Source organism: Phycisphaeraceae bacterium (assembly GCA_040222855.1).
GTDB lineage: Bacteria > Planctomycetota > Phycisphaerae > Phycisphaerales > Phycisphaeraceae > Mucisphaera.
In genome coordinates this window covers 651,894-664,825 of record JAVKCD010000003.1, presented here as the reverse complement: position 1 = coordinate 664,825, position 12,932 = coordinate 651,894, and the positions used below count along the sequence as shown (strand labels likewise).

Here is a 12,932-nt window from a genome sequence, read left to right as displayed (position 1 = left end):
CTTACCGGCATCGACGCTCACACCCACCGGCTTGACCAGCCCTGCCTGACCACCCGCGTTGCGGGGTCGGGTGGGGAGGTCTAGCATGGCTGAGATGCCTTGGGGGTTCCGCTATCAAAATCTCAGCACACCCACTAACCCGTGGGGTCGTGCGGCTCGGGCAAACTGGGCGTTCTCGGTGTCGATCCTCCTCGCCGCCCTGGTGGTTGTTTTGCCCCTGATCGCCCTGTTTCTGACTGCGGTCCTTGTCGGTATGGTGGCCTACATCGTTTTGAGTCTGTTGGCTGCTTTGCTCGCGGGCATCAACAGCCTGCTTCAGGCCATCGGCATTATTCCCAATCAACCCCTGCCGCCTGATGATCATGGGCGTGAGAACGTGCGAATCATCCGATGAACCAGTTCCTTTACCGCCTTGTCGTCATCCTTTGCGTGATGCTCGCCCTTGCTGGCATCGCTGGCGTGGTCGCTCAGGCCCAGCAACCCAACCTCGATGCGGCTCAAGACTCTGCCCAAGAGGTCCAGCAGACCGACACCGATCCCGGACAGAAAGAATCCTCCGTCGAGGAGGACGGTTCAGGTCCGGTTGTCAAGGTAATTCCTGAGCCCGATGACCCCCGCTGGAAGCTCGCCCAGGAATGGATCGAGGTGGTCGCCCCGCCAACGCTGATCGACCGTCAACTCCTCGGCCTCGCCTACTGGCAGTGGATATGGCTGTTCCTGTTCATCTTTGCCGCTGTCATCATCGACTTCGCTGTCCAACTCGCCTTCCGTGTTCTCGTCCGCCGTCGCCTGTCGGGAGCCGACCAAAAAGAACGTCGCGAAGAACTCCGCCGCACCATGCGGCCGTTCGGTCTCTATGCCGCCGCCGTATTCTGCCAACTCACCCTGAACTTCCTCCAGTTCGAGGGAGCCGTCTACGAGATCGCCAGCGGGGCGCTCGCGGTCTTCGCTGTTCTCGCCGGAGCCCTGTCAGCCTGGCGTGTTGTGGATCTCATTGGCCAATACCTCGCACGACAAGCCGAGAAAACCGCGACCCGCTTCGATGACATCATCATCCCGCTGGTCCGCAAGACCCTCAAGATCTTCGTCGTTGCCATCGGCCTGCTCTACCTCGCTAACTCGCTGGGCATCGAGGTCTGGCCGCTGATCGCCTCTCTGGGCATCGGCGGCGTCGCCTTCGCCTTTGCCGCCAAAGACACCGTCGAAAACTTCTTCGGTTCCGTCGCCGTGCTCATGGACCGACCCTTCGATATCGGCGACTGGGTCGTCATCGACGGCCACGAGGGCATGGTCGAGGCGGTCGGCTTCCGATCCACCCGCATCCGCACGTTTTACAACTCACAGATCACCGTCCCTAACGCCAACCTCGTCCGAGCCATTGTCGACAACTACGGTCGCCGCAAGTACCGCCGATGGAAATCAGTCCTCAGCCTCCAGTACGACACCCCGCCAGACAGACTCCTCGCCATGGCCGAGGGCGTCCGCGAACTCATCCGACAGCACCCTTACACGCGCAAGGACTACTACCACGTCTGGGTCAACGAGTTCAACAGCTCCAGCATCGATATTCTCCTCTACCTCTTTTTCGAGGTCCCCGATTGGGGCACCGAGTTGCGCGAACGCGAACGACTGCTTGTCGATATCGTTCGCCTGGCCGACACCATCGGCGTGAGCTTTGCGTTCCCCACTACCACTGTTCATCTCTACAAAGAAGAACAACCTCCGCAGTACGGTCAGCACGACAAACCTCAACGCAACTCGGACCGCCGATCCATGGCTCAGGGCATGCGCGCCGCCCGTCAGATCGTCGAGGGCCAGCCCTGGAAAGAGAATCGCCCCGCACCCGTCGACTTCGGCAAAGACGACCTCGGTAACGAACTTGACGCCGCGGGCAACCCCATCGACACACCCCAAGACGCTCAGCAGACCAAGTAGAACGCCATGAGGACCATCGCCATCTCGCTGATGCGTCTGCTGCCCACCAGCTCACGGCCGGTCATCGCCGACCTGCTTCGCGGGCTGGTCTACCCCATCGCCTTCCTTCTTCGACAGGTTGTTCGGGGGCTGATGATGTTCGCCGCCGTCGGTGCGACTGTCGCCCTCTGTGTTCGTCCATCAACCTGGACCCACGCCGTCCGCCAGGAGCTCGCTCGACAGCTCTTCAAGACCGCCGTCACCGCCGTCCCCTTTGCCATCATGGTTGCGCTGGGCATCGGCGTCTTCGTCGTCGTTCAGGCCCAGCAATGGCTCGACCGTCTTGGACACACCTCCCTGCTCGGACCTCTCCTGGTGATGTCGGTCGTCCGCGAACTTGGACCCCTCGCCACGAACATGCTCGTCATCGGCCGAAGCGGAACGTCCATGACCGCCGAGATCGGCAACATGAAGATGCTCGGCGAGATCGACCTGCTGGATGCTCAAGGCGTGGATCCCTTTGTCTATCTCATCGTCCCCAGAATCCTCGGCACCGGACTCGCTGTCACCTGCCTGACTCTCATCGTTCTCGTTGTCAGCATCGGCAGCGGGCGACTCCTCGCCCTTGAACTCACGTCAGACCCCTCACGACTCGTCACCTTCGCTGACCAGATCCTCCAGTCCCTGGAGTTGATCGACGTCTTCAACTTCCTCGCCAAAACCTTCCTCACCGGCATGCTCACCGGTGCCATTTGCTGCGTCACCGGTCTCCAGATCACCGGCGACACCGCTGGCGTCGCGACCGCAGCCCGCGAAGCCTTCGTCCGCTGCATGGCCGCACTCCTGGTCGTCTCCGCATTCGTGTCTCTGACCATCTACATCTGATCACCCATGGCCGAACTAAGACAAGACACTCAGTCCGCCATCGAGCACGACGCCAACCCGGCTCGCCTCGTGTTCGATGCCGTCGACTTGCCCGCCAGTGAGCGTCACGACACACCCCTCTCTGGCGTAAGTTTCGAGCTGGGCATTGGCGAGATGATGATCGTCCAGACCGAGCAAGGACACCCTCGACTGCCTCTCGCCGACGCCATCCTCGGGCTCATCAGCCCGATGTGGGGAACGATTACCCTCGACGGCATGCAATGGCGCGATCTCTCACCCTCTAAAATTAGCCGCTTAAGAAGCCAAGTTGGCCGGGTCTTCGACAACGAGCGATGGGTCAGCGGGCTCACTCTCGCTGAGAATGTCTACCTCGCCTCCCGTTATCACCGCCTCATGCCCGAACGCACCATGATCCACGAGGCCCGACGGCTCTGCGAAGTCTTCGACATCCCCCGCCTACCCGAGACGCCGGTGTCTCAGGCACCAAAAGCAACCAGACAGAAAGTCGCCTGGGTCCGAGCCCTCCTCGGGCCGCGCCGACTCATCATCCTCGAACGCCCCCTTCAGGGACTCAACGTCAGCGACGCCCCACGACTTGCCCACGCCCTGGGATCCCTGCGTGAACAAGGGGCCACCATCATCTGGATCACGGACCGTCCCGTCCCGATTGACCTCCCCGGCATGCTTCCCGATAAGCTGGGACGAGTTGAAGGCACCGGACTCACCGTCGAGCCCGGACCCGGCCCGCTGGGAGGTGATTCATGAGCACGCCCGTCGTCCAGCGTTACGCCGGCCCGATCACCGGGGCGTTCGTCGTCGGCGTCCTGCTACTCCTGTTCTTCATCGTCCTCGCCGCCGGGGCCCGAGGCGGGTGGCTTGCCTCCAACGTGCCCATCACCATCACACTCCCCCACGAAGGCGCCTTCGGCCTCCGCCAGGGCGCCGAGATCCAGGCCCTTGGCATCGTGGTCGGCAACGTCTCGACCATCCGCGTCGCTGGCGACCGGCTCGTCGCCCATGGCAGCGTCCGACAGGATCTCGCCCAACTCGTCACCGTCGATGCACCTGTCCGCATCAAAAAGACCCTTGTCCTCGGCGGAGACACGTACCTCGACATCGGTGCCGGCACCGGCACCACCTTCGCCGAAGGCGAGCCACTCGCACTCCTCGCTGCTGCCGACCCCTCCGTCGAAAATCTCCCCAGCGAGCTCCAGTCCACCCTCGCCACCATTGCCTCCGCCGCTCAGGCCTACGAGCAGATCGCCCATGAGTTCCGCGATCCCGATGGCCGATACCAGCGCATCATCACCGCCGCCGACCAGATCACTCACGACCTCCAGCAGGTCTCGACCGCCCTCGACGACAACGACTTCGCTGGCACACTCGAAGCCCTTCGTCAACGTATGGACAGCATGATCGCTAACCTCGACCAGCTCATGACCGTCGCCACGGAAGGCGTCCAGACCGCCACCGCCACTGTCCGAGGCATCGATCAGCAACTCGCCTACCTCCCCGAACTCGCCGAACAATCCGCTGGAACCATCGAGCTCATCCAAGGCAACCTCACCGAACTCAAAGACGTCATCCAGTCCCTTCAGTCCATCACCGACACCCTCGGCGAAGAACTCCGCGATGCCCCCGGCTCGCTGGTCCAGCTCCGCGCCACACTTCGCGAAGTTGAAGAACTCAGCCGAGCCCTACGCAACAGTTGGCTCGTCACAGGCCCTGGCGGGGCAGACGCCGACCCTCGCCACGATGCCGAGGCTGCTGGGGGTGCCGTCGACCTCATCGGGAGTCGCCGATGACAAACTTGCGAACGCCCCTTGCCCTTGGGCTGGTTCTCATTATTACCGGCTGCCAATCGAATCGGCCCGTCACCAACGATGACCCCATCGATGCCTACGATCGCCAGATCATCGAGCTCGCCGAAGAGGCTATGCAGCGTGGCGACACGGCACGGGCCGCCGAACTCTACGAACGCAGCCTCGAACGCGCGAGACTCGCCGACGATGCCACCCGCCTTATTACCGCAGCGGAACGCACCACCCGCGCACTCATCGCCTCGGGGCGCTCACGACAAGTCGGGATCATCCTCGATGAAGCCGAACTTGCCGCCCAACGACTGGGCCTCCGCCATGCGGGACTCCACTTGCTCCGCGCCGCCGCTGAACTCCGCGAAGGCCGCTCCGAGCAGGCCATCCTCACCATCCAGCCCCTCCTCACCAGCGATATCCCCACCGACGATGACCAACGCCTCGACGCCTACGTCATCGCCGGACACGCCGAACTCGACCTCGGCCGTCCCGCGAAAGCCGAACTCGCCTGGCACGACGCCACCGCCATCGCCGCGCTACTCCGTCAACCCTCCGGTGCCGCACGAACCCTCCGTCTCGAAGGACGACTCGCCTATGAATCCGGCGACCTCGATCGCGCCAGCATCGCTTACGACCTCGAAGCGGACCGCTGGCGCGAAGCCCGAGGCTACCTCCCCATGGCCCAGTCACTCCACCGCGCCGCCCGGGTCTACGCCGAGTCCGTCCGCAGCGACCTCGCCGCCGATCGCGCGCTGCGTGCCGGGATGAGTTTCATGGCCCAGCGACGCGACGCCGAAGCCGCCGAAGCCCTGCACCTTGCCCTTGCCACCGCCCGCGAAGCCGGCGACGCCACCCGCTTGCGACTCGCTGGCGAGGCCCTCATCGCTCTACGCGATCGACAGGATCAGTCCCCAGACGAGGAATCACCCATCGCCGAATAAGCCGGCTCCCGACCCTCCAGCACCGCCCACACATCCCGGACCACCCACGACATGTTCTCCATCGCCTCATGTGTCCGCGACGCCAGGTGAGGCAAAATCCGCACATTCTTCGAGACCTTACGCAGCCTCTCATTCGCCGTAGGCGGTTCCGGGTCCAGTACGTCTAACACCACCCGCGCCTCCGGATGCGCACTTGCCCACGCCGCCAAGCTCTTCTGATCCACCAGCATGCCCCGCGCCGCGTTGATCAGCACCGTGTCATCCCGAAGCATACCCAGCGTTCGCGTATTCAATAGATGACGATTCGACTGCCGCCCATCCACATGAACACTGACAATGTCAGACTCACCTAGCAGCTCCTCTAGCCCCACAAACCGAAACGGATACTCCACCGCCTCCCGCATCTGAGCCTCAGGCAGCAGATCGCACACCCGCAGATTCATCCCGATCGCGTGCGCCACCTCCCCCAGCCGACGACCAATCCGACCAAACCCCAGAATCCCCAGCGTCATCCGATCCAGTTGCCGCCCCACATGCTTCTTGCGCATGTGGTGGTACCCCGGCGCGTCCACATCTTCCGGCAGATCAACCCTCGGCCGCAACGCATCCAGCATCAACCCCAGCACATACTCCACCACCGCCTGGCTGTTCGCATCCGGTGTCGATACCACCTCAACCCCACGAGACCGGCATGCCTCCAGATCAATGTTGTCCAGACCCACCCCCGCACGACCCACCACCCTTAACTTCGGAGCCCTATCAAGCAAGGCCGGACCCACGATCGTGTACGTCCGAACCACCAGTCCCTCAGCATCCGCCAACTCACCATCGAACGACGCCGAATCGTGCATCGCCCACACCACACGACAACGCTCGCCAAGCCACGCCGCAGGCTCGGCACTGAGCGTCTCGCTGATCACAACCTTCGGCATCGACATCTCACTCATCGCAGACCCTCACGCGCAGAAAAAAGAGGCCGAATACTCGACCCCTTTAGGGTACCCACAGATAGCGAGCAGCGCGTAGACGCTGCGCAGAATGGGGGTTAAGCGTAGTACTGAGCGTTTGTCTCAATGAACGCAGCCCACTCATCCGGCAGATCCTCCTCAGGGAAAATCGCCTTCACCGGGCACTCGTCCACGCATAGTCCGCAGTCGATGCAGGTGTCGGGATCAATAAAGAGCTGATCGGCGCCCTCAAACTCAGTCTCGTCCGATGTCGGATGGATGCAGTCCACCGGGCAGACCGCCACGCAGGCGGTGTCCTTGGTCCCGATGCACGGCTCAGCAATAATATGCGGCATAGCCTGATACCTCCCAGAAGCCACCCGACAACGCGGGCACTTGGTGATCTAGCAGTATAGGTACGATCCCCAACCCGGCAACGCCAACAAATTTAGTGCTCTTTCCAACGCACCCTTCACCAACCCCCCCGAGTATCCTGCCCCGATGCCGCAGCCGACCCAGATACCCCGAAACAAGCTCGTCACCGAGGATTGTCTCAAGGCCATGGCACGCTGGCCGCAAGACTCCGTTGACCTCATCTTCGCCGACCCCCCCTACAACATCGGGTTCGACTACGGTGACCAATACCACGACAAACGATCAGACGACGATTACGTCGGTTGGACCTGTCGGTGGGTTGATGCCTGCGCCCGCCTGCTCAGCCCCACCGGGAGCCTCTACATCCTCATAGGCGACGAGTACGCCGCCGAACTCCGCGTCCACCTCAAGAAACTCCAAAGCGACCGTCAACTCCTCTTCCGCAACTGGATCGTCTGGCACTACACCTTCGGCCAACGCTGCAAGCTCAAGTTCAACCGCTCCCACGCCCACCTTTTCTACTGCGTCGGCTCAGCCTCCGTCGGCAATGACGGAAAACCCCTCAGCAACCTCGGCAAAAAAAACACCTTCACCTTCCACTACGACGAAGTCGCCGTCCCTTCAGCCCGCCAGACCACCTACGCAGACAAACGCGCCAACCCCAAAGGCAAACTCCCCGACGATACCTGGTACCTCAAACGCTACCCCGACACCGAACACTGGTACACCCGCCCCCAGGAAGCCGCCGAAACCGAGCAGGGCGGTCACTTCGACGCCGACCTCGACACCTGGTATCAGTCTCGCCTCTGCGGAACCTTCAAGGAACGCTCTGGATTCCACCCCTGCCAACTCCCCGAAGCCCTCCTCGAACGCATCATCAAAGTCTCCTCCAACCCCGGCGACCTCGTTTTCGACCCCTTCACCGGCTCCGGCACCACCCTAGCCGTCGCCCGACGCCTCGCCCGCGACTACCTCGGCTGCGAACAAGGCAAAGACTACGCCAAACTCGCCCAGAAACGCATTAACGCCGTCGAGACCCAGATCAACGGAACATCCCCAAAACCGCGTTCGCGCAAGCCAAAGCCCCAAACGATCTGATCTCTGACATGACCGTTCGCGCACCCTGAACCGCCTGCTAAAGTGATTGAATCAGTCACGATTCAACACCCTCGAAAGGCTCGCCAGGGATGGCCAACGCCCCCTCCATCACCGATTCCAACGGCTTCGTCCACCTCCATCTCCACAGCCAGTACTCCCTCCTCGATGGCGGGAACCGGCTCGACCGCCTCGTCAAACGGGTCGCCGAACTCGGCATGCCCGCCGTCGCCGTGACCGACCACGGCAACCTCTTCGGCGCTGTCGAGTTCTACACCCGAGCCAAAGACGCGGGCGTCAAACCCATCCTTGGCATCGAAGCCTACGTCGCCCCCGATGTCGATTCACCCTCCGACCGAACCTCACGTAACTTCACCGGCGTCGCCGATGGCGGATTCCACCTCGTCATGCTCGCCGAGGACCTCACCGGCTGGCACAACCTCCTCAAGCTCTCCTCCGACGCCTACATCAACGGCTTCTACTTCAAACCGAGAATGGACAAGTCCACCCTCGAGAAGCACGCCGAAGGCATCATCACCATCAACGGACACCTCGGCTCCTCGGTCGCCCACTGGCTGGTAAAACACGTCCAGACCGGCGAAAAAGCCCACTTCCAACGCGCGCTCGACGAAGCCGCCTGGCACAAACGCATCTACGGCGTCAACGATCAGGGCGAACCCCGCTTCTTCCTCGAACTCCAGCGCCACGAAGAAAAACTCCAGGACGACATCAACCCCCACGTCATCAAAATCGCCCGCAAACTCGACATCCCCCTCGTCTGCGACAACGACGCCCACTTCCTCCTCGAATCCGACTACGACGCCCACGACACCCTCTGCTGCATCTCGATGGGCAAGATCAAGACCGACGAAAACCGACTCCATTACCCTCGCGGGATCTACGTCAAGAGCCCCGCCGAGATGCGCGCCCTCTTCGAAGACATCCCCGAAGCCCTCGACAACACCCTCAAGATCGCCGACCGCTGCAACGTCGATCTCGACTTCTCCGAAAGCCATGCCCCCGTCGTCCACATCGCCTTCAAGGCCGACAAAGCCCTCAAAGCCAAAAACGCCCCTGCCCCCGGCACCACCGCCTGGTTCAAACAGGTCTGCGCCCAGTACGAACTCCTACCCTTCGACGCCACCCGCGATGCCAAACTCTCCGCCGATGACCTTAAAACCCAGTGCGACAAAGCCCTCCGCGACCTCTGCGAAGCTGGCCTCATCTGGCGCTACGGCACCGACGGCATTACCGACGAGATCCGCGCACGCCTCGACCGCGAACTCGGGATTCTCGCCGACAAATCCATCTCAGCCTACTTCCTCATCGTCTGGGACTTCGTCAACTACGCCCGTGCCAACGCCATCCCCGCCAATGCCCGTGGCTCAGGCGTCGGCACCATGGTCGGCTACGTCCTCGGCCTCTCCAACGCCTGCCCCGTCGAGTACGGACTCCTCTTCGAACGCTTCACCGACCCCGACCGCTCCGAATACCCCGACATCGACATCGACATGTGCCAGGATGGCCGACAGAGCGTCATCGACTACGTCCGAAACAAGTACGGCCACGTCGCCCAGATCATCACCTTCGGAACCCTCAAGGCCCGCGCTGCCATCCGCGACGTCGGCCGCGTCCACGATGTCTCCCTCGCCGAAGTCGATAAGGTCTGCAAACTCGTCGGCGACGGACTCGGCACCACCCTCGACAAAGCGCTCGACCAGGAACCCGAACTCCGAAAACTCTACGACAACTCCGATCAGCACCGCCGCATGATCGACACGGCCAGGCGGCTAGAAGGCATGGCTCGTCACGCCGGTGTCCACGCAGCCGGCGTTGTCCTCGCCACCCGACCCCTCGACGACATCGTCCCCCTCTACCAACCCGCAGGCACCGAACAGATCGTCACGCAGTGGGACGGACCCACCTGCGAACGCGTCGGCCTCCTCAAGATGGACTTCCTCGGCCTCCGCACCCTTTCCATCATCGAGCGTGCCAAGACCCTCATCCGCCAGTCCTTCTCCGAAGACCAGACCCGCGCCGCCGCCGCTCGCCCCGACCGCACCGGCCAGATCGACGACCCCGCCTGGGACCCCCTCGACCTCGAACGACTCGAATACGACGACCCCAGAGTCCTCCAGCTCTTCGCGCGAGGCGAAACCGCCGCCGTCTTCCAGTTCGAATCAGGGGGCATGCGCAACCTCCTCATGGCTATGAAGCCCGACCGACTCGAAGACCTCATCGCCGCCAACGCCCTCTACCGTCCCGGCCCCATGGAGCTCATCCCCAACTACAACAACCGCAAAAACAGCCGCGAAGAAGTCCCCCAACAACACCCCATCGTCGAGAAGTTCACCAACGAGACCTACGGCATCATGGTCTACCAGGAACAGGTGATGCAGATCGTCCACGAACTGGGCGGCATCCCACTCCGGCAGGCCTACACCCTCATCAAAGCCATCTCCAAGAAAAAAGAAAAGGTCATCAACGCCAACCGCGAGGCCTTCCTCGACGGCGCCGAAAAGAAAGACTTGCCCCGAGAACAGTCCGGCGAACTCTTCGACCTCATCCTCAAGTTCGCTGGCTACGGCTTCAATAAATCTCACTCCACCGGCTACGCCATCGTCGCCTACCAGACCGCATACCTCAAAACCCTCTTCCCCATCCAGTACATGGCCGCCGTGCTCACCTACGAATCCGTTAGCACCGACAAGGTCGTTGAATACATCGACGCCTGCCGACGACTCGCCCTCCCCGATGGCAGCCGAGGCGTTGAGGTCAAACAGCCTGACATCCAACGCTCCGACATCGGCTTCACCGTCGTCTACGACGCCGACGAACCCGGACCCGAGGCCCGCGCACCCCACCACGGCCACATCCGCTTCGGACTCTCCGCCGTCAAAGGCGCTGGTGAAAAGGCCATCAACGCCATCATCACCGAGCGAACCAAACGCGGGCCATACAAGAACATCCACGACTTTTGCGAACGCGTCCCCCTCGACGCCGTCAACAAAACCTGCATCGAAGCCCTCATCAAATGCGGGGCATTCGACGAACTCCACGGACAGGACCAGCGCGCCGCCATGCTCGAAGCCCTGCCCGACGCCGTCGTCGCCGGCAAACGAGCCGCCGCCGACCGCGCCTCTGGTCAGATGAACTTCTTTGGCGGGCCCGCTGCCGACACCACACAGGCCGCCCAGGCCCAACTCCCTAATACCGCACCATGGGCTCGACGCGAAACTCTCGCCTTCGAGAAAGAAGTTCTCGGCTTCTACGTCTCCAGCCACCCTCTCGACGAACACCGCGACGCCATCGCTCGCTTCGGTACCGCCACCACCGCCGAGATCGCCGACCTCGCCGAAGGCGTCGAGATCATCCTCGGCGGGATGCTCACCCGCGTCCGAACCACCGTCACCCGGGCCAAACAGGAAAAAATGGCGATGCTAACGATCGAGGACCATACCGGACCGATCGATGCCGTCTGTTTCCCCAAAACCTACGACCTCGTCGCACCCCTCCTCGAAGCCGACGAGGTCGTCTACCTCATCGGCAAGGTCGATCGCCGCCGGGAAGAACCCAACATCATCGTCGATAAGGTCATCCCCGCCGACCTCGCCGAAACGCGCCTCACCCGCACCGTCCTCATCGAACTCATCCCCGACTCCTCCATCAACAACGGTCACGCCGGCGACTACAAACAGACCCTCGCCGAGATCCGCGAGGTCCTCCGCCAGGCCGCTCGCCGCGCTAATGGTGCCGCCGCCGATGTCCACCTCTCGCTCCGCGACACCACCACCACCATCGCCCTCCGACTCCCCGGCCTCCGCGTCGCCGTCGATGAACACCTCACCTCAGCCCTCCGCGGGATCATCAACCGCTCCACCTGCGCCACCGGCTCCTGCACCCTCATGGGTGCTCCCCGCCTCCGCGCCTCCGAAACCACCAGCACCCACCGCTACGTCGCCGCCCAAGACACCACCCCCAAACTCGCCATGGCCTCCTCCGTCCAGGACAGCGAAATCTGCGCCAGCATCGATCGCTACTGATCCTCGCAGCCGGTTCTTACCGGTCCTCCCATCTCCCGCAACGGCTCCCACGCAGCCATGGCCGATCCTCAGGGAACCACCCGCGAGGAAACCCCATGCCATCGACCCTGACCCGCAGCATCAAAGACCTCTGCCCCTACTCACTTCGTAAAATCCTCGCTGGCTCAAAGTGGTGGCTCCACGAACGCCTGAGCCGCCGGGTCGAAGACGCGCCCCGAGCCACGTCCGACACCGAAGCCCGCCCCGTGGCCGGAATCTTCACCGACTACTACACCCGTAACCACTGGGGCAACGACGAGTCCCGCTCAGGCCCCGGCTCGACGCTCTTCTACACCCGCTCGCTCCGCAACAACCTCCCCGAACTCATAAGCAAGCTCAACATCACCTCGATGCTCGACCTCCCCTGTGGCGACTTCCACTGGATGCGCACCGTCGACCTCGCAGGCGTCGACTACCTCGGTGCCGACATCGTCGAGCCCCTGATCCACGCCAACCGCCAGCAGCACGCCGGACCACGCCGACGCTTCGAGGTCATCAACCTCCTCGAAGATCAACTCCCCAAAGTCGACATCATCGTCTGCCGCGACTGCCTCTTCCACTTCTCCTTCCAGAACGTCGCCAAAGCCCTCGCCGCCATCAAAAACTCAGGCAGCACCTACCTCCTCACCACCACCCACCCCCGCGGCACCAACATCAACATCGCCACCGGCCGCTGGTTCCCCATCAACCTCACCGCCGAACCCTTCAACCTCCCCAAACCCCGCCATTCCATCCGCGACTCAGCCTGGGGCTACCGCCGACGCGATATGGCCCTCTGGCGGATCGAAGACATCCCCAATATCACCCCCCAGGCCCCCGCCAACCACGCTGCCTGACGCAAACCGACCACACCACGATCGCATCTCACCGTCACCACAA

Annotated in this window: 11 protein-coding genes; 9 read left to right on the top strand and 2 right to left on the bottom strand. The window is 62.7% G+C overall.

What is annotated here, in order from left to right:
* The first annotated feature begins 85 nt into the window (after positions 1–85).
* Genes RIG82_03005 through RIG82_02980 form a run of 6 tightly spaced genes read left to right on the top strand, consistent with a single transcriptional unit; the run spans position 86 to position 5,554 of the window.
* On the top strand, positions 86–394 hold the full coding sequence (locus tag RIG82_03005) for a hypothetical protein (GenBank protein MEQ9459912.1): 309 nt from the start codon (positions 86–88) through the stop codon (positions 392–394).
* Positions 391–1,935 carry a mechanosensitive ion channel family protein gene (locus tag RIG82_03000; protein ID MEQ9459911.1) on the top strand — a complete coding sequence of 515 codons (1,545 nt, stop codon included), beginning with the start codon at positions 391–393 and terminating at the stop codon, positions 1,933–1,935. Before RIG82_03005 ends, RIG82_03000 begins: the two co-directional genes overlap by 4 nt.
* A 6-nt stretch (positions 1,936–1,941) precedes the next feature.
* Positions 1,942–2,799, top strand: a complete 858-nt coding sequence (locus tag RIG82_02995) for an ABC transporter permease (GenBank protein ID MEQ9459910.1) — start codon at positions 1,942–1,944, stop codon at positions 2,797–2,799.
* Between the two features lie 6 nt (positions 2,800–2,805).
* The gene (locus RIG82_02990) at positions 2,806–3,564 is read left to right on the top strand and encodes an ATP-binding cassette domain-containing protein (protein MEQ9459909.1); all 759 of its coding nucleotides are present in this window, start codon (positions 2,806–2,808) and stop codon (positions 3,562–3,564) included.
* Positions 3,561–4,604: a hypothetical protein gene (locus RIG82_02985; GenBank protein MEQ9459908.1), complete on the top strand. Its 1,044-nt coding sequence runs from the start codon at positions 3,561–3,563 to the stop codon at positions 4,602–4,604. The genes RIG82_02990 and RIG82_02985 overlap by 4 nt, the downstream gene beginning before the upstream one ends.
* Entirely contained in the window at positions 4,601–5,554 is a 954-nt protein-coding gene (locus RIG82_02980) for a hypothetical protein (GenBank protein ID MEQ9459907.1), read from the top strand. The genes RIG82_02985 and RIG82_02980 overlap by 4 nt, the downstream gene beginning before the upstream one ends.
* Here the strand turns inward: RIG82_02980 and RIG82_02975 are convergent.
* Positions 5,518–6,501: an NAD(P)-dependent oxidoreductase gene (locus tag RIG82_02975; GenBank protein ID MEQ9459906.1), complete on the bottom strand. Its 984-nt coding sequence runs from the start codon at positions 6,499–6,501 to the stop codon at positions 5,518–5,520. The genes RIG82_02980 and RIG82_02975 overlap by 37 nt on opposite strands.
* A gap of 98 nt (positions 6,502–6,599) precedes the next feature.
* Entirely contained in the window at positions 6,600–6,857 is a 258-nt protein-coding gene (locus RIG82_02970) for a ferredoxin family protein (protein ID MEQ9459905.1), read from the bottom strand.
* Positions 6,858–7,002: 145 nt separating this feature from the next.
* Between RIG82_02970 and RIG82_02965 the strand changes: the two genes are divergently transcribed.
* From RIG82_02965 to RIG82_02955, 3 genes are all read left to right on the top strand, one after another.
* Complete coding sequence (locus RIG82_02965) at positions 7,003–7,974, top strand: site-specific DNA-methyltransferase (protein MEQ9459904.1); 972 nt, start codon at positions 7,003–7,005, stop codon at positions 7,972–7,974.
* A gap of 89 nt (positions 7,975–8,063) precedes the next feature.
* Complete coding sequence (gene dnaE / locus RIG82_02960) at positions 8,064–12,014, top strand: DNA polymerase III subunit alpha (GenBank protein MEQ9459903.1); 3,951 nt, start codon at positions 8,064–8,066, stop codon at positions 12,012–12,014.
* A 95-nt stretch (positions 12,015–12,109) separates the two neighbouring features.
* Complete coding sequence (locus RIG82_02955) at positions 12,110–12,889, top strand: class I SAM-dependent methyltransferase (protein ID MEQ9459902.1); 780 nt, start codon at positions 12,110–12,112, stop codon at positions 12,887–12,889.
* The last annotated feature ends 43 nt before the right edge of the window (positions 12,890–12,932 follow it).